Source organism: Dactylosporangium sp. NPDC049525, from assembly GCF_040676755.1.
In the GTDB taxonomy this organism is placed as follows: domain Bacteria; phylum Actinomycetota; class Actinomycetes; order Mycobacteriales; family Micromonosporaceae; genus Dactylosporangium.
Window position 1 is genome coordinate 25,149 of sequence record NZ_JBFAPO010000006.1, and the last position, 17,504, is coordinate 42,652.

The following is a 17,504-nucleotide window of genomic DNA, read 5'->3' on the forward strand; positions in this document are numbered from 1 at the left end:
GACGCAGCAGGAGTGTGGTGACGGCGACCACTGCGGCTGAGACACTGCACCCGCACGTGCAGCGAGCCGTCAGGTAGGGAAGGATCGTCCCCATGTGTGCCGCGCGACAACTAACCGCATCCGTGGCAGGGGTGTGAGCATGGCCGACGTCGGCACGACGATCGACCTTCGTAACCGGCGGCTGGGACTGCGCACCGGCGAGCGCATCCGGGTGCTGCTGATCGAGGACGATCCCGGCGACGCGTTCCTGGTCCAGGAGCTGCTCGCGGAGGCGGACGCGCCGTTCGACGTGCAGGTCGCGCAGACGATGCGGGAGGCTCGCCCGCTGCTGCGCGAGGTGCACTGCGTCCTGCTCGACCTCGGGCTGCCCGACGCGAGCGGCCTGGACGGGCTGCGCCAGGTGCTGCAGGACGCCGGCCGGGTCGCCGTGTGCGTGCTGACCGGCCTGGAGGACGAGCACCTGGGCACCGCTGCCGTCGCCGAGGGGGCCCAGGACTATCTGGTCAAGGGCGCGGTCGACGGTACGGGGCTGTCCCGCGCCGTGCGGTACGCCGTGGAGCGCAAGCGCGCCGACGAGCAGGCCCGGCTGCTGCGCGAGTCGGAGCTGCGGCAGGCGGAGTCGGCCCGGCTCGAACGCGGGCTGCTGCCCAAGCCGATCATGGCCGGGGTCGAGGCCGACCTGTGGTCCATCTACCGTCCCGGCCGCGACCGTGGGCTGCTCGGCGGCGACTTCTTCGACGCGATCGGGGTCGACGGCACCCACCTGCACCTGCTCATCGGGGACGTGTGCGGGCACGGCGTCGACGAGGCCCCGCTCGGGGTGGCGCTGCGGGTCGCCTGGCGGGCCCTGGTGCTGGCCGGCGTGCCCGAGGACCACATCCTGGACTCCCTGGAGCAGGTACTGGTCAGCGAGCGGCGCTCCGACGAGCTGTTCGCGACCGTCGCGGTCGCCAAGGTCAACCTGGCCGAAGGCACCGCGCTGATCCGCCTCGCCGGCCACCCGCCACCGATCGTCATCGCCGGGGACCGGGTCGAGCCGTGCGACGTGCGACCCGGTCTCGTGCTCGGCGTGATGCCCGGCGTGCCCCGCCCGGCCACCGAGGTGCGCCTCGGCGATCCGGGCTGGCAGCTGCTGCTGTACACCGACGGCCTGATCGAAGGGAGTGCCACGCCGGACGCGTCGGGCGGCGAGCGCCTCGGCATCGAGGGCATCGTCGAGGTCCTGAAGGACCGGGGCGGCGCGCTCCCCCGCGACCTGCCGGCCTGGCTCGCGGCGCAGGCCGAGGGGCACAACGGCGGGCCGCTGTCCGACGACATCGCCGTGCTGCTGCTGGACCCTAGGAGTACGGCATGAATCCCACCACCTGGTCGCTCTGGCGCCGGATCATCGCGCTCTGCGCGATCGTGGCCGGCCTGCTCGGGCTGATCGCGGTGAGCGCCACCGTCACGGCCGGCACCAACCGGGCCGACACGACGAAGGTGATGGACCGGCTCACGCCGGCGCTGGTCAATGCCGAGCAGCTGTATTCGCAGCTGCTGCGCCAGCAGACCAGCGTCCGCACGTTCCTGCTGACCGGCAAGGAGAGCGACCTCGACACGTACAAGGCCGCCCAGCAGTCCGAGACCGAGATCCTCGCCGACTCGGAGCGGCTCCTGTCCGACGAGCCCGACCTGCTCGCCGCCGTCCACGACATCGCCGCGGCGACCTCCCAGTACCGGCGGGAGATCACCGAACCGCTGATCGCGCAGACCCGCAGCGACGGGCCGAGCGCGGAGCGCGCCACGCCGACGGACACCTCCAGGGCCGTCTACACCGCCGCCTCCGACCGGATCAACACGCTGCGCACCGCGTTGAGCACCCGGCGCGACGCGGTCGCCGCCCAGGTCCGGTCGTCCGGCAACATGCTGATCCTGCTGCTCGTCTTCGCCGGGATCGTGATCATCGTCGCCGGCGTGGCGCTGGCGCTGCTGCTGCGGCGGCTGGTGACCCGGCCGGTGACCGAACTGGCCGCCGAGGTGCGCATCGTCGCGGCCGGCAACTACGACCACGAGATCACCGGTGGCGGCCCCCCGGAGCTCGCGGCCCTCGCCGCCGACGTCGACACGATGCGCCGCCGGATCAACACCGAGCTGCAGGACGTCGTGGAGGCGCGCCGGCTGGTCGAGGAGGCCAACCGGATGCTCGAGCAGCAGGCGGCCGAGCTGACCAGGTCCAACCGCGACCTCGAGCAGTTCGCCTACGTCGCCTCGCACGACCTGCAGGAGCCGCTGCGCAAGGTGGCCTCTTTCTGCCAGCTGCTGCAGCGCCGGTACGCGCGGCAACTCGACGAGCGGGCGGACCAGTACATCGCCTTCGCCGTCGACGGCGCGCAGCGCATGCAGCGACTGATCAACGACCTGCTCGCCTTCTCCCGCATCGGCCGGCTCACCAGCGGCTTCAACGACATCGACCTGAACACCGTGGTCGTCGACGCCGCCGAGCAGTTCGAGTCGCAGCGCGCGGCGGTCGGCGCCGAGATCACATTCACCGAGCTCCCGGTGGTGCGGGGCGAGGAGCCGCTGCTCGGCGCGCTGTTCAGCAACCTGATCGGCAACGCGCTGAAGTTCCGGCACCCCGACCGCACGCCGCGCATCATCGTGGACAGCCGGCGCGTCGGCGACGAGTACGAGATCAGCGTGGAGGACAACGGGATCGGCATCGAACCCGAGTTCGCCGACAAGGTCTTCGTGATCTTCCAGCGCTTGCACGCGAAAGACGCCTATCCGGGAACTGGTATCGGCCTCGCGATCGCGAAGAAAATCGTCGAATACCACGGCGGCAGGATCTGGATCGACCCGTCACAGACCGAAGGTACGCTGTTCCGGTTCACGCTCCCCGTGCCTGTACTCGACGACGACGCCGCCGCCCCTTTGCTTGAGGAGTCCGTTTCATGACCGCACCCCGGGAATCGTCCCTGCCGATCGAGGTGCTCCTGGTCGAGGACGACCCGGGCGACGTGCTGATGACGCAGGAGGCGTTCGAGGAGCACAAGGTCCGCAACAAGCTCAACGTCGTCTCCGACGGCGAGGAGGCGTTGTCCTACCTGCGCCGGGAGGGGCCGCACGCGGACGCGCCCCGCCCCGACCTGATCCTGCTGGACCTCAACCTGCCCCGGGTCGACGGCCGGCAGGTCCTCCAGGCCATCAAGGAGGACCCCGACCTGCGCCGCATCCCGGTCGTGGTGCTGACCACTTCTGGCGCCGACGAGGACATCCTGCGCAGCTACTCGCTGCACGCCAACGCCTATGTGACGAAGCCGGTCGACTTCGACAGCTTCATCGCCGTGGTGCGGCAGATCGACGAGTTCTTCGTGAGCGTGGTGAAGCTTCCCCCACGCGGGTGAACCGTCCCGTCTTTCTGCACCGCTGACCGTTTCTCCTGCACCGCTGACCGGCCGGGTCTCTCGTTCGCCCGGCCGGTCCTGCCTGTTCAGGCTGTGTGGGCTTTTGGGCTGTGCGGGCTTCAGGCCGCGCGGGCGACTTTTGCCAGCAGGAGCGCCTCGGCGATGCAGACCCGCTCGAACTCGCCCAGGTGCAGGCTCTCGTTCGGCCCGTGCGCCCGGGTGCTCGGGTCCTCGACGCCGGTGACCAGGATCGCCGCCTTGGGGAACAGCTCCTGGAACGTCGCGATGAACGGGATCGACCCGCCGACGCCCATGTCGACCGGCGTCACGCCGTCCCACGCCTCGGTGAACGCCTGCCGCGCCGCTTCGAACACGGGCCCGGTCGCGTCGATCACGCACGGCTCGCCGAGCTGCTCAAGGGTCACCGTGACCTTCGCGCCCCACGGCACGTGCCGCTCCAGGTGGGCGACCATCGTGTCGTACACCCGCTGCGCCGAGTCACCGGGCGCGATCCGCACACTGAACTTGGCCTTCGCGACCGGGATCAGCGCGTTGGGCGCGCCCTCGGTCGGCGGGGCGTCGATGCCGAGGATCGAGATCGCCGGCCGGGTCCACAGCCGCTCGACCAGCCGCCCGGTGCCGATGAACTCGACCCCGTCGAGCATCCCGGCCTCCTCACGGAACCGGTCCTCCGGGTAGTCCAGCGGCGCCGACGCCGTGCTGACCAGCCCCTCGACGGCGACGTCACCCGCGTCGTCGTGCAGCGTCGAGATCAGCCGCGACAAGGTGATCAACGCGTCCGGCACGGCGCCGCCGAACATGCCGCTGTGCACGGCCTGCTCCAGCACGCGGACCTCGAAGAACCCGTTAACGATCCCCCGCAGCCCCGTGGTCAGCGCCGGCTGGCCGACATCCCAGTTGCCCGAGTCGGCGATCACGATCACGTCGGAGGCGAGCTCGTCCCGGTGCTCGCGGAGCAGGTCCTCCAGCGACTCGGAGCCGAACTCCTCCTCGCCCTCGATGAACAGCACCACGCCGACCGGCAGGTCCTCGCCGAACGCCCGCAGCGCCGCGATGTGCGCCATGACGCCGGCCTTGTCGTCGGCGGTGCCGCGCCCGTACAGGCGACCGTCGCGCTCCTGCGGCTCGAACGGGTCGCTCAGCCACTGCGAGCGGTCACCGACCGGCTGGACGTCGTGGTGCGCATACAGCAACACCGTCGGCGCTCCGGGCGGCGCCGGCCGGCGGCCCAGCACCGCGGGCTGCCCACCCTTGCGGACCAGCCGGACGTCCGGGATCCCAGCCCCGCGCAGCAGCTCCGCCACCGCCTCGGCGGAACGCTCGACGTGGCTGTGGTCGAACCCGGTGAACGCGATGCCCGGGATGCGAACGAGTCGCTCCAGATCGGCGCGGACACCTGGCATCTCCCGCCGGATCGCGGCGCGGAGCTCTTCGTCGGTGAGCACAGTCATACTCGGAAACTTACTGCGCCGGACGCCCGTCCGTGCCGTCGGACCCGTTTCCGCGCATCCAGCCGCGCATCCTCCCGGCGCCGGCACCGACCCAGTCCCCGACTTCCGAAGCGCCGTCACCGAGCTTGCGCAGCAACGACACCAGCGGATCCTGCGACCTGGAGAACGCCTCCCGGTAGGACGCGGCGGCCGCCTTGATCTCGTCGGTGACCTTGGCGTCCCCGTCGTCGGCGCGCCGCGGATACTCGCCGCCGAGAATCCGCCCATACTCCCCGCTGTCGATCCACGCCCGCACCTCGGCGGCCCGCGCCACCGGCATCGGGTGCGACCGCGCCGTCACCATCCGGATCTTGATCAGGCTGTCCCGCAGGTCACCGGCCCGCTCGAACTCCGCGGCCTGCTCCAGGAACGCGGTCGTGTCGACCTCCGACAGGTCCCCGCCGCCCGCCAGCTTCATCGACAGCCGCAGCGACGCCGCCGGGTCCTGGCAGGCGAGCAGCCCGGCCCGGTCCGCTGACAGCTCCGCCTTGCGCCACCACTCCATGAGCGCGGCCACGATCGCCCGCAGCACCATCGACCCGACCGGCAGCCACGCGAGCCGCACCGCCCAGTCCGTCAGGATCATCACCATCGTCCGGTACACCGCGTGCCCGCTGACCAGGTGCCCGAGCTCGTGCCCGAGCAGGCAACGCAGCTCCTCGTCGTCCAGCAGCTCCAGGCAGCCCCGGTTGATCACGATGAACGGCTTCGACATGCCGATGCACATGCCGTTGATCGACCGGCTGCTGTGCACATACAGCTCCGGCAGCTCTGCAATGTCCAGCGACGCCGCAGCCTCCGCCATCAACCGGTGCACCCGCGGGAACTGCCGGTGATCGACACGGATCGCGTTGCCGAGAAACTCCAGCCGCCAGGCCCGCTCATTCCACAACGCGTGCAACGACTTCAGCGCGTCGTCGAACCCGCGCAGCTCGCGCAGCGCCACCAGGGCGCCCCTGTCCGCCGGGTGCTCCCAGGCCCGGGAACTGATCCCGGTCAGCACCACCCGCCGGCGTTGCACCTCGTCCGTGGTCATCCGCTCCGCCTCCCCGTCGCACCCGGATTTCGTCCGGCCGCTTCTCGGATCGTCCCGCACCTGCGCAACCGTCGTCTACCCGCCCGCGAGGATGAAGTACTCATTCTGCGGATCGTGCTCCTCCCCCGGCGCCCCGTCGACATGCACGTCGACGCCCCGCAACGCCGTGCCGTCCTCGAAGAACCGGTCCTCCTCGACCATCCACCGCTCCCACTGCGGCCGCAACGCCTCACCGTCACGAATCAGCCCCCGCTCGAGCCGCAGCGCCTCGGGCGCGTGGACGCACGCCGCCAGCGTCAGATCCTCCACCGCAGCGCTCCCCACCCCCTCCACGACCAGCACGTCCGGCCGCCGCAGCGTCTCCCACTCCTCCCGCAGGCGCTCCGCGACCCAGTCATACCGCCGGAACCGCGCGTCGTCACCCACCTTGAACGGCGCGAACACCCACCGCTCCAGCCTCGGCCGCCACGCCGTCAGCTCCGCCCACCCGTCGAGGAAGTCGTCGGTGTGCAACTCGGCGACGTCCACGCCGGCATGCCGCAGCGCCCGCGCCAACCGCCCCGCGAACGTGGTCTTCCCAGACCCGGCCCGCCCATCGACCGCCACCAGCCGCACGTCCCCCAGCCGCGCCTCCCGGCCGAGAACCTCCTTCGCCAGCCCGTCATACGTGCCCACCCGCACCCCGCCGACGCTCATCCCGCCCCCGTCACAACGCTGGACACCCCTGACGCTTCTGGCGCTCCCGGCCGCTCTGGCGCTCCCGGTGGCTCTGGCGCTCCCGGTGGCTCTGGCGATCCCGGTGGCTCTGGCGATCCCGGCGCGCCGGTGGTCGGCGCCCCCGGCACGTCGGCCGGTGACGGACCCGGCACGTCGGCCGGTGACGGACCCGGCACGTCGGCCGGTGGCCGTGGCCCGGTGATGCGCAGGGCAGGCACGACGGTCGGCAGCCCGGCCGGTGCGCCGCGCTCGATGAGGCGCCACAGAGCCTCCGTGTCGAGGTGCTCCTCGACCAGGTCACCCAGCACGTCCACGGTCCGCTCCCGCAGCGCCGCGAACGACGTGTCCGGCGCCACCTCGAAGCCGTGCCGCCCGGCGAGACGGGCCGCCTCGGTCAGGAACGCCCGCCGGAACCCGTCGGTCTCGAACGCCCCGTGCCAGTGCGTGCCGAACACGCTGCCGACCACGGCGCCCTCGCCGGTGCCGTCGGCCAGCCGGATCAACGGCGTCAGCCCTTCCGCCGCCCGGCTCACCACGCCGTGGTGGATCTCGTACCCCCGCACCGGCTGCGATCCGAGCCCGGTCCCCGTCACCAGCCCCAGTGTCTTCCGGGCGGCGAACGTGACCTCCACCGGCAGCAGCCCCAGCCCCTGCACCGCACCGCGGCGGCTCTCCACGTCGTCGAAGATCCGCTCGGACAGCATCTGGAACCCGCCGCAGATGCCGAGGACCGGCCGGCCCGCCGCCGCGTGGGCCAGCACCGCGTCCGCCAGGCCACGCTCCCGCAACCAGTGCAGGTCGTCCACAGTGGACTTGCTGCCGGGCAGCACGACGAGGTCCACGTCGGCGAGGTCGGCCGGCTCGACCGTGAGCCGCACCTGGACGCCCGGCTCCGCGGCGAGCGCCTCCGCGTCGGTCGCGTTGGAGACCCGGGGCAGACGGACCACCGCGACCCGCAGCCACTGCCCGCCGCGCGGCGGCGCCGGCCGGCCCAGGACCCGCCCGTCATAGGCGAGCGAGTCCTCGCCGTCGAGCCAGAGCTCATTGGACCAGGGGATCACCCCGAACGTCGGCCGCCCGGTCAGCTCCGCGAGCGAGTCGAGGCCCGGCTGCAGCAGCCCCGAGTCCCCGCGGAACTTGTTGATCACGAAGCCCGACACGAGCGCCTGATCGTCGGCGTCGAGGAGCGCGAGCGTGCCGTACAGCGCGGCGAAGACCCCACCCCGGTCGATGTCGCCGACCACGATCACCGGCAGATCCGCCGCGCGGGCCAGGCCCATGTTGGCCAGGTCGCCGGCCCGCAGGTTGATCTCCGCCGGGCTCCCGGCCCCCTCGCAGATCACCACCTCGTGCTTGGCCCGCAGCTCACGCAACGTCTCCAGCACCGTCCCGCGCAGCCCGTCCTTGATCTCGTGGTAGTTGCGCGCGCCGATGTGCCCGGTAGCCTGGCCGAGGACGACGACCTGGCTGGTGCGGTCGGAGCTGGGTTTGAGCAGCACCGGGTTGAACCTGACGCTGGGCTCCAGCCCGCACGCATACGCCTGCAGCGCCTGCGCCCGGCCGATCTCGCCGCCGTCGATCGCGATCGCCGAGTTGTTGGACATGTTCTGCGCCTTGAACGGCGCGACGTCGACGCCGCGCCGGCGCAGCCAGCGGCAGATCCCCGCGGTGAGCATGCTCTTGCCCGCGTCTGACGTGGTGCCGGCGACCAGCAGCCCGCTCATGCCGTCACCTCCGCCGGACTCCTGTGCCGCCCCGCGCCGTACCCGCGGCGAACAGCCCATCCGGCCCGCTCCGCGCCGCACCCGCGCTCCCGGCGCACAACCCTTCCACCCCGCTCCGGACCGCTCACGCCGCACCCCCGCCCCGCTTGGCGGAACTCCGCCCGGCGCCCGCCCTGACCGCGCAGGCGAGCCCGAGGGCGGCCGCACCGACGACGACGGACAGGGTCGCGGCCCGGCGCACGTCGCGCGGCGCCGGTGGCGCACCGTCGCCGAGGTGGGGTCGCTCCTCCACCCGGGAGCCATACACATTGCGGCCGCCCAGCCGGATGCCGAGCGCACCGGCGGCCGCCGCCTCGCACTGCCCCGAATTCGGGCTCGGATGCCGTCCTCCGTCGCGCAGCCACACCCGCAGCGCCTCACGGGGACGCCCGCCGACGACCGGCGCAGCGGCGACCGTCAGCGCCGCCGTCACCCGCGACGGCACGAGGTTGGCCAGGTCGTCGAGGCGGGCCGACGCGGTGCCGAACCTCGCATACCGAGCGGAGCGGTGCCCGACCATCGCGTCGAGCGTGTTGACCGCCCGATACCCGACGATGCCCGGCAGCCCCGCGACAGCGCCCCAGAACAGCGGGCCGACCACGGCGTCCGACGTGTTCTCGGCGACGGACTCCACCGTGGCGCGGGCCAGCTCGGGCGCTCCGAGCGCCGACGGGTCCCGCCCGCACAGGTTGGGCAGCTGCGCCCGCGCGGACTCCAGGTCTCCGCCGTCGAGCCGGTCGGCCATCACCCGCCCCTCGCGCGCGAGGCTCGTGCCGCCCAGCGCGGCCCAGGTCGCGCCGGCGACCAGCACGGTGCGGGCGATCGGCCTTCGCCGGGTCAGCCACGCCGCCACCGCCGCGAGGGCCACCGGGACGCCCACCGCCACGGCCGTGAACCGCGCTCCCGCCGGCCGCGCGTCGGCATACGTGTGCCGCTCGACCGCCCCCGCGAACCGCCCGAACCCCGCGACAGGGTGCCACCTGCGCGGATCGCCGAACATCGCGTCCAGCACACCGCCCAGTACCATCCCGATTGCGTCGGCCTGGAGTCTTCGATTCGCCATGCGCCGGACACTACCGACCCCCACCGACAGTTTTTCGCGACGGCCCGCGGACGCCCTAGCAAGCAGATGGTGCAAAAACAAGAGCTTGTCTCACATCCGTCACCGTCCTACTTTGCAAGCGTGCAGCTCATGCTCCTCCCCGTTCTCGCACCACTTCGCGACATGCGTCGCGACGACGTGCACGCGCCCGTGCTCGACGAGTTCATGGGCGGTCTCGGGGTGGGCTACAGCTACGGGCCGCCGTATGGGCAGCGCCTCGTCACCTGGGCTGACCTGCAGCGTATGGAGCTGCCGAGGCGGATGCTGCGCCGCCAGGCCGCGCACAACCTCGACAACCGGCTCGGCGCCGCGCAGGTCCACGGCCAGCCGCCCGCGCTGATGCTCCAGTTCGACGGCATCGCCTCGACGCTGCTGCTCGCCGAGCCGTTCTGGGCAGGTCTGGAGCGTGCCGTGCCCGGTGAGCTCGTGGTCGGCGTCCCGGCCCGGGACGTCATGATCGTGACCGGTTCGCAGTCCCCGCCCGGCCTCGCGAAGGTCCGGCGCGCGGTCGACAGGATCTTCTTCGCCGGCGACCCGCACCTGCTGTCCCGCAAGCTGCTGGTGCGCCGCCGCGGGGCCTGGGAAGTGTTCACCCAGAACCTCGCCCACGCCGCATTCTGAGGTGTACCGGGGTGCGCCGCCCGTACCAGATCATCCGACCTGACGCGACCCTGTCCACAAGCCCCCGGTTATCCACAGATCCGGCCCCACCGCCGAGCGGCGAGGACCCGATCTGACCGATGCTCCGTCCCGAGTCCACAACACGGGAGGGAGACGGACATGAACGAGACGACCATGACCATCGTCGGCAACGTGCTCACCGAACCCGAATGCCGGCGGCTGGAGGAGAGCCGCCAGCTGGTTACCAACTTCAGGGTCGCCGCAACATCCCGGCGCTACGACCGCCATCAGGAGCGCTGGGTCGACGGTGACACGCTCCGGCTGCGCGTCACATGCTGGCGCCAGCTCGCGGAAAACGTGATGCGCTGCGTCCACGTCGGCGATCCGGTCGTCGTCACCGGCAGGCTGTCGAGCCGCAACTGGGAGACCGAGGAACACGTCAAGCGGGTGGCCTACGAGCTGGAGGCCACGTCCGTCGGTCACGACCTGTCGCGCGGGCGGGCGAAGTTCGCCCGGGTCCGGCCGAACACGTTGACCAGCGCCATCGACGACGAACTGTCGGAGGCTCGGATCGCCGGCCAGCCGAGCACCCCGGTAGCGGCGCTGAACGACCTGCCCCGCCACCGCGACTACGACGCCGAACTCGGCGGCTTCGTCACAACCGTCGAGGAGCCGCCGCAGGACGCCACCCGCGACCCGTTCGCGGAGGACGTCCTGACCGAGCTGGACAACGCGGTCAGCGCCGCGTTCGACGGCTCGGCGTTCGCCGCGATGGCGGGCTTCACCGCGCCGGACGACGCCGGCGAGCTCACGACGGCCGATGCCGCATCGGACGGGGAGGCCACCTCCGGCGACGAGTCCGAAGGCTCGGACGACGAGAACGCTTCGGGCGAGTCCGACGAGGCGAGCGGCGGCCGGCGTCGCCGCAACAGGGGCGGCAGGGTCCCGGTGCCCGCCTGACCCCGTGAGGCGGGTCGTGACGCCGCACCATCCGGTGTCACGACCCGCCGTCGACCCGGATCGACCTGGGAGGTCGGGCGCAGCGCCGCGCCCGACCTCCGGACGGCGCGCGACCGGGCAATAGGGCGGCATGTGACCGGCAATGGGAGCCGCACGGGGACCAGCAATGAGGCGGCACGGGATCAGCAATAGGCGACGCGTAACCGAGCAATAGGACGGCATGTGACCCCGGCCAAAGGACGGCACGGCGTCTGACGCCGGCGAGCACGAACGCCCCCGGAGAAGACGGCAGACAAGGAGCGACCCGAACGACCCGAAGCGTGATCCCACCGCCACCCGCTGCGAAACCGACGTCGCACCAACGGAACCCGCTTGTGCCGGACGACAATGAATGCTGTCCTGAGAGCGTCGATTTGGCTCCCCACAAGCGAATCCTCCGCCGCAGGCGGTAGCCTGTCCGACGACATGCGCTCGTAGCTCAGCGGATAGAGCAGGGGACTTCTAATCCCAAGGTCGTAGGTTCGATCCCTACCGGGCGCACCAGCTTGACCAGGCCATTTGCCCGGCCTGCGGAATCACAATGCGGCATGCCGGCCGCGCGATCCCGGCGGCCGGGGACACACCGAACGGCGCGGAGCGCGAGGCCTGGCCGCCGAGCTCACCCAGGCCCCGCGGCTTCGCATTCATTGGACGGCTGGCCGAGGCCTTCGTACGTGATGCTGGCCAGGTAGGCGTCCCGGCCGTTCACCTGGTAGCCGGAGCCGAGTCCGAACACGACAGGTGTTCCGTTGACCGTCTTGGTGCCGCAGATCCGGTTGGATGTTTCGTGCCGTGCCATCCGCCAGCCCTGCTGCTCGCCGAGGTCACGGTAGAAGCGTTCGAAGCGTTGGATCTCGTCCGCTGTCGGCGGGGTGGGCCTCTGTCAATGAGCCGACGTCTGCACGGAATGCAACGCGGAGTGCGCGGTTCGCAACACCACGGCGGCACGGATTCGGCACGGTGGAGGGTATGGCACTCAGGACCAGGTTCACCGAGGCGTACGGCCTCACCACCCCGATCGCGCAGGCCGGCATGGCGTTCGTGGGAATGACACCGGAGTTGCCGGTGGCGGTCAGCAACGCGGGGGCGCTCGGCTCGCTCGGGGTGGGGCTCATGCCGGCCGCCGCGTTGACGCAGACGATCACGACCATACAGACGAAGACCGACCGGCCGTTCAACGTCAACTTCATCACCGTCTTCACCGAGCAGGCGCAGATCGACGCGGTGTGCGAGGCCGGGGTGGCGGTCGCATCGTTCCACTGGAGGCACCCGAAGCGGGCCTGGATCGACCAGTTGCACGCCGCGGGCGTACGGGTCTTCGAGCAGCTCAGCTCGGTCGACGCGGCGAAGCGGGCGGTGGACGACGGGGTCGACGTCGTGGTCGCGCAGGGGCAGGAGGCGGGTGGGCACAACGCGGCCACGCTGCCGGTGTTCGCGCTGGTGCCGCTCGTGGTGGACGCGGTCGCGCCGGCGCTCGTGCTGGCGGCGGGCGGGATCGCCGACGGGCGCGGGGTGGCCGCCGCGCTGATGCTCGGCGCCGACGGGGCGTGGGTCGGCACGCGGTTCGTCGCCACCGGGGAGTCGGACGCGCACGACGGGTACAAGAGCCGGCTGGTGAGCTTCGACGCCACCGAGACGGTCAGCACGTCGATGTTCGGGCCGGAGACGCCGGACTTCAACCCGATGCGGGTGTTGCGCAACCGGGTGGTACGGGAGTGGCTCGACACCGCAAAAGAAGCAAAAGAAGCGAAAGAACAGGAGACGATCATCGGCGAGACGGTCCTCGGCGGGGAGACGGTGACCATGCACCGGTTCTCCAACCTGGTCCCGATGCGCGGGCTCACCACCGGCGACCTGGAGGAGATGCCGCTGCTGGCCGGTCAGGGGGTCGGGCTCGTCACGTCGCTGCTACCCGCGGCCGAGGTCATCGCGACGATGACCCGGGATGCGGTGGCGATGCTCAACCGGTACGGGGGCTAACCGCAGCACGGATCCGGTGGGCAGGGGGCGTGCCGCCCGGTTCGCGACGGCGAACAGTGAAGGGTATGACTCTCCTGACCACCGGCCGGCCACCCGTCGCGGTGCGCGCCGCGTCCGGGCTGTGGCTCACCGCCGTCGCGTTCGGCGCCCTCGAAACCGTCATCGTCGTCGCCGCGGACCAGGCCGGCGACAATCCGCTGCCCGGCGTGCTGTTCCGGTGCGCGGTGTACGCCGCGGCGATCCTCACCACCCTGCGGATGCGGGCCGGGCGCCGGTGGGCGCGTCTCGCTCTCGCCCTGGTGCTCGGCATTGTCGGTACCCTGTCGCTGGTGATCGAGCCCGTCTCCTGGCTCGCGGACGGCAACTCCCTGAGCGCCGCCACCGACGACGCGGACCTGACCTGGTGGGCGATCGCCGCGTCCAGGACGCTGCACGTCGCCGCCGTCTGGGCCGCGGTGCCGCTGATGTTCACCGCGTCGGCGAACGCCTATTTCCGGCAAGCGCACGAGCAAGCGCACGAGCGGACCGACAAGCAAGCGCACGAGCGGACCGGCGACCGGACCGGCTGATCCTCGTGCCAGCACGGTGTCGGAAGGACGTCGCAACCATGTCGGATGCTACGGAACCCGGCGTTGCATGGCGGCTGGGAGCGGCATAGGAGACGTACACCGTGGACAACCGCAGCTACTGGACGACAGCGGCGCTGGCGCCGGCCGAGCAGTTCACGCATTGGCGGGAGCTGATCTGCGAGGCGTTCCTGGCGTTGACGCCCGAGTCGGACCTGCGGGGCGGGTTCGCGGGTTCGGTGACGCAGTGGCGGCTGGGTGAGCTGAGCCTGGCGCGGATCGAGTCGCAGCGGCAGACGGTGCACCGCACCGAGGCCGCCGTGCAGCGCGACCCGATCCGCGGCTTCTACGCCAACCTGCAGGTCCGCGGCACGAGCCTGATGGCGCAGCACGGCCGGGTGGCGACGCTGCGCCCGGGCGACATCGCCGTGGTCGACGCCGACGAGCCGTTCCGTTTCGAGTTCGACGGGGACTTCCGGCAGCTGTCGCTGTTCGTACCCGCGCCGACGCTGTCGACGGTGGACCCGGTGCGCACCGCCACCGCCGTCGACACCACGACCGGGGTCGGCGCGGCCGTGCGGCACTCGTTGGAGACCTTGGCCCGGGAGCCGCTGCGGGATTCGGCCGCCGCCCGGCTGGCACTGCACGCGGCCGGGATGCTGTCGATCGCCCTCGAGCCGTCGCTGCTGACCCCGGTGCGCTCGCCCAGGTCCTACCAGACGTGCGTCGAGGACATCGAGGAGCATCTCACCGACGAGGACCTGTCGCCGGCGGTGACCGCGCGGCGGCTCGGGATCTCGGTGCGCACGGTGCACGGGCTGTTCGCCGGGCACGAGGCGTCCTACGCGGCCACGGTGCGGCGGCTGCGGCTGGAGCGCGCGGCGCGGCACCTCGCCGACCCGGCGATGCGGCACCTGCGGGTCATCGACGTCGCCACGGAGGCCGGGTTCGTCAACGTGGCCAGCTTCCACCGGGTGTTCCGGCAGCAGTTCGGCCGTACACCGAATGCAGCCCGCGGCTAGCTGCCGGACACCGCCCGTTCATCGACACTGATAAAAGTGTGCGGCATGAAGAGGCTCAGCCGCCGCACGTTCGTCCTCAGTGGACTGGTCACCGCCGGGGCCGTCGCACTGCCGTTGACCGGCGCCCAGGCCGCCGTCCCGTTCCCGTTCAAGCTCGGGGTCGCCTCCGGCGAACCGGCCGCAGACAGCGTCGTACTGTGGACCCGGCTCGCCCCGTCGCCGCTGAACGCCGACGGCCAGGGCGGCATGGCGAACGCCGACGTCACCGTCGACTGGCAGGTCTCCACGACCGACACGTTCGCCTCCCTGGTCGCGTCCGGCACGGTGACCGCCCGCTACGCCGACGCGCACTCCGTCCACGTGGTCGCGGGCGGGCTCGCGCCCGACGCCGAGTACTACTACCGCTTCCGCGCGCAGGGCCACCTCTCCCCCGTCGGGCGCACCCGCACCGCGCCCGCGGCCGGCACCATCGGCCGGAACCTGGTGATGGCGTTCGCGTCGTGCGCGCACTACGAGTCGGGCTACTACACCGCCTACCGACGCATGGCCGAGGACCGCCCGGACCTGATCCTGCACCTGGGCGACTACATCTACGAGGGCGGCGCCGGCACCGGCGGGGTCCGCGCGCATGCCGGCGCCGAGATCGTCTCCCTCGCCGACTACCGCCGCCGGTACGCGCAGTACAAGTCGGACCCGGACCTGCAGGCGGCGCATGCGATCGCGCCGTGGCTGGTGGTCCCCGACGACCACGAGGTCGAGAACAACTACGCGAACATGGTGCGCGCCGACAGCAGCCCGGCGCTGACCACCGCACAGTGGACGGCTCGCCGTACCGCCGCCTACCGGGCCTACTACGAGAACATGCCGCTGCGGCCGAGCCAGGCACCGACGGGCAACAGCATCCCGCTGTTCCGGCGGGTCCGCTGGGGCACCCTGGCCACGTTCCACATGCTCGACACCCGGCAGTTCCGCGACGACCAGGCCTGCGGCGACGGCTGGAAGGTCTGCGCCGCGGCCGACACGACGACCCGGACCCTGACCGGCGCGGCCCAGGAGGCGTGGCTGCTCGACGGGCTCGCCCAGCACTACGGCACCTGGGACATCCTTGGCCAGCAGGTGTTCTTCGCCCGGCAGTTCGACGCGAGCGGCGCCGCAAGCATGGATGCCTGGGACGGTTACCGCGCCTCTCGGGCCCGCATCCAGCAGGGCTGGCTGGACCGTTCGGTCCGCAATCCACTGGTGCTGACGGGTGACGTACACGCGGCATGGGCCAACGACCTGAAGGCCGACTACGCCAACAGCAACTCCGCGACCATCGGCACCGAACTGGTCTGCACGTCGATCACGTCCGGCGGCAACGGTTCGGCGGCGACCGCGATCCCCAACGTCGCCACGAACCCGCACCTCAAGTTCCACTCCGGGCTGCGCGGTTACGTGCGGACCACGATCAGCCCCGCGCAGGTCCGGGCCGACTTCCGTGCCGTCAGCACGGTCACCGAGCACGGCGCGGCCGCCACCACCCTCAAGTCGTTCGCGATCCTCGACGGCCAGCCCGGCCTCCGGGCCCTGTAGGAGTCTTCTCAATGGTTTTCGCAACTTCAGCCACCGCTCTGGCACTCGCCGCCGCGTCGATGACGTGGACCACGGCCAACAGCGTCGCCACCGGCGACCAGGACACGCCCGCCATCGCCGCCAACCGCAACGGGCAGGTCGCCGTGGTCTGGGAGGACGACCGCGACACCACGGCGCCCGAGAACAACAGCCACTCCGACGTCTGGCTGCGACTGTTCACCGACGGCGTCGCCAAGTACGAGCTCAAGCTGTCGGCCGGTGGCACCTCCGGCACCAACTGGAAGCACGTCAGCCCCGACGTGGGCCTGGACGACAAAGGCAACGCGGTCGTGGTCTGGGCCGAGGACCCGGACGGCAACGGCGTGTTCAACATCGTCTACCGGGTCGTCTCCCCCACCGGCAGCGTCACGGCCTCGGGCCGGGCGAACGCCGACGCCGCGGGTGACCAGATCGTGCCGAAGGTGGCCGTCGACCCTGACGGAGCGCCGGGCACCGCCGCCGTCGCGTTCAGCGTGGTCTGGGAGGACGTGCAGGGCACGGTGTACACGGTGAAGGCCGCCGGGTACACCGGACCGACGACGAAGGCATACGAGGTGACCGCCTCGCAGACCACCGGCGGCCACCACCAGCCCGACATCGCCACCTCGGCGTCCGGCGACGCGCTCGTCGTCTGGGACGAGGACGCCGACGCGAACGGCTTCTTCAATGTGGGGTTGGTACGGCTGGCGAAGTCGAACGGGGCCGTCAACCTGACCCGCCGCTCCGCGAACAGTCTCGGCGACGGGCAGCAACGCCATCCCGCGATCGCGGCGTCGTTCTCGGGTGCGTTCGCGGTCGCGTGGGAGTCCGACCACACCGGCACCGCGGGGGTGTGGACCCGCTCGTTCGCGGCCGACGGCACGCCACGGCAGGTGGAGGCGCTCGTGGCGGCCGGCGGCGCCAACCCGTCGATCGGCATCGACGACCAGGCGAACACGGTCGTCGGCTACTCCGCTGCCGCTGACGTGCTGGTCCGCGGCTTCAACCCCGACGGCACCGGCACCGGCCGGCTGGCCGCCCAGGTCCTCAGCCAGACGGCCACGGGTCGCCAGGAGCAGCAGTCAGTCGCGGTCTCGCCGTGGGGTGAGGTCAGCTTCACGTACACCGACGACAACGACGGCAACACGTTCGACCAGGTCATCCTGGGTACTGGGGGATCGAACTCGGACTGGTGACCGTTCCGGCCTCGGCCT

At 71.6% G+C, this 17,504-nt stretch carries 16 protein-coding genes and 1 tRNA gene; 11 read left to right on the top strand and 6 right to left on the bottom strand.

The features are described from left to right. The first annotated feature begins 139 nt into the window (after positions 1-139). Genes AB0K00_RS12025 through AB0K00_RS12035 form a run of 3 tightly spaced genes read left to right on the top strand, consistent with a single transcriptional unit; the run spans position 140 to position 3,383 of the window. Positions 140-1,354, top strand: coding sequence for a fused response regulator/phosphatase (locus AB0K00_RS12025; RefSeq protein ID WP_363519078.1), 1,215 nt, complete (start codon positions 140-142; stop codon positions 1,352-1,354). Further along, on the top strand, positions 1,351-2,934 hold the full coding sequence (locus tag AB0K00_RS12030) for an ATP-binding protein (protein WP_363519081.1): 1,584 nt from the start codon (positions 1,351-1,353) through the stop codon (positions 2,932-2,934). The genes AB0K00_RS12025 and AB0K00_RS12030 overlap by 4 nt, the downstream gene beginning before the upstream one ends. Further along, positions 2,931-3,383: a response regulator gene (locus tag AB0K00_RS12035; RefSeq protein WP_327006128.1), complete on the top strand. Its 453-nt coding sequence runs from the start codon at positions 2,931-2,933 to the stop codon at positions 3,381-3,383. Before AB0K00_RS12030 ends, AB0K00_RS12035 begins: the two co-directional genes overlap by 4 nt. 119 nt (positions 3,384-3,502) lie before the next feature. Here the strand turns inward: AB0K00_RS12035 and AB0K00_RS12040 are convergent, their stop codons facing one another. The 5 genes from AB0K00_RS12040 to AB0K00_RS12060 form a co-directional block, all read right to left on the bottom strand. Then, the gene (locus AB0K00_RS12040; protein WP_363519085.1) at positions 3,503-4,855 is read right to left on the bottom strand and encodes a dipeptidase; all 1,353 of its coding nucleotides are present in this window, start codon (positions 4,853-4,855) and stop codon (positions 3,503-3,505) included. 10 nt (positions 4,856-4,865) lie between these two features. Next, positions 4,866-5,930 carry a M48 family metallopeptidase gene (locus AB0K00_RS12045; protein WP_363519088.1) on the bottom strand — a complete coding sequence of 355 codons (1,065 nt, stop codon included), beginning with the start codon at positions 5,928-5,930 and terminating at the stop codon, positions 4,866-4,868. Positions 5,931-6,005: 75 nt separating this feature from the next. Further along, positions 6,006-6,626, bottom strand: coding sequence for a hypothetical protein (locus AB0K00_RS12050; RefSeq protein WP_363519091.1), 621 nt, complete (start codon positions 6,624-6,626; stop codon positions 6,006-6,008). After that, positions 6,623-8,371: a cobyric acid synthase gene (locus tag AB0K00_RS12055; protein WP_363519094.1), complete on the bottom strand. Its 1,749-nt coding sequence runs from the start codon at positions 8,369-8,371 to the stop codon at positions 6,623-6,625. Before AB0K00_RS12055 ends, AB0K00_RS12050 begins: the two co-directional genes overlap by 4 nt. Before the next feature lie 124 nt (positions 8,372-8,495). After that, a complete protein-coding gene (locus tag AB0K00_RS12060) occupies positions 8,496-9,473 on the bottom strand; it encodes a cobalamin biosynthesis protein (RefSeq protein ID WP_363519097.1) in 978 nt (325 codons plus the stop codon). Between the two features lie 129 nt (positions 9,474-9,602). Between AB0K00_RS12060 and AB0K00_RS12065 the strand changes: the two genes are divergently transcribed. The 3 genes from AB0K00_RS12065 to AB0K00_RS12075 all read left to right on the top strand — a co-directional run bounded on the left by AB0K00_RS12065 (position 9,603) and on the right by AB0K00_RS12075 (position 11,636). Next, a complete protein-coding gene (locus tag AB0K00_RS12065; protein ID WP_363519100.1) occupies positions 9,603-10,133 on the top strand; it encodes a hypothetical protein in 531 nt (176 codons plus the stop codon). Positions 10,134-10,292: 159 nt separating this feature from the next. Next, positions 10,293-11,093: a single-stranded DNA-binding protein gene (locus tag AB0K00_RS12070; protein ID WP_363519103.1), complete on the top strand. Its 801-nt coding sequence runs from the start codon at positions 10,293-10,295 to the stop codon at positions 11,091-11,093. Positions 11,094-11,560: 467 nt separating this feature from the next. Further along, a tRNA-Arg gene (locus tag AB0K00_RS12075) sits at positions 11,561-11,636 on the top strand. Positions 11,637-11,751: 115 nt separating this feature from the next. On the opposite strand, the gene AB0K00_RS12080 is transcribed toward AB0K00_RS12075, so the two are convergent. Further along, positions 11,752-11,931, bottom strand: a complete 180-nt coding sequence (locus tag AB0K00_RS12080) for a hypothetical protein (protein WP_363519106.1) — start codon at positions 11,929-11,931, stop codon at positions 11,752-11,754. Between the two features lie 170 nt (positions 11,932-12,101). Between AB0K00_RS12080 and AB0K00_RS12085 the strand changes: the two genes are divergently transcribed. From AB0K00_RS12085 to AB0K00_RS12105, 5 genes are all read left to right on the top strand, one after another. Further along, on the top strand, positions 12,102-13,112 hold the full coding sequence (locus tag AB0K00_RS12085; protein WP_363519109.1) for a nitronate monooxygenase family protein: 1,011 nt from the start codon (positions 12,102-12,104) through the stop codon (positions 13,110-13,112). Between the two features lie 65 nt (positions 13,113-13,177). Next, positions 13,178-13,681: a hypothetical protein gene (locus AB0K00_RS12090; protein WP_363519112.1), complete on the top strand. Its 504-nt coding sequence runs from the start codon at positions 13,178-13,180 to the stop codon at positions 13,679-13,681. Positions 13,682-13,782: 101 nt separating this feature from the next. Continuing rightward, positions 13,783-14,700 (top strand): helix-turn-helix domain-containing protein, encoded by a 918-nt coding sequence (locus AB0K00_RS12095; RefSeq protein WP_363519114.1) that lies wholly within the window; start codon positions 13,783-13,785, stop codon positions 14,698-14,700. Between the two features lie 45 nt (positions 14,701-14,745). Next, the gene (locus tag AB0K00_RS12100) at positions 14,746-16,272 is read left to right on the top strand and encodes an alkaline phosphatase D family protein (protein WP_363519117.1); all 1,527 of its coding nucleotides are present in this window, start codon (positions 14,746-14,748) and stop codon (positions 16,270-16,272) included. An 11-nt stretch (positions 16,273-16,283) separates the two neighbouring features. Beyond that, positions 16,284-17,486, top strand: coding sequence for a hypothetical protein (locus tag AB0K00_RS12105; protein ID WP_363519120.1), 1,203 nt, complete (start codon positions 16,284-16,286; stop codon positions 17,484-17,486). Positions 17,487-17,504 lie beyond the last annotated feature (18 nt).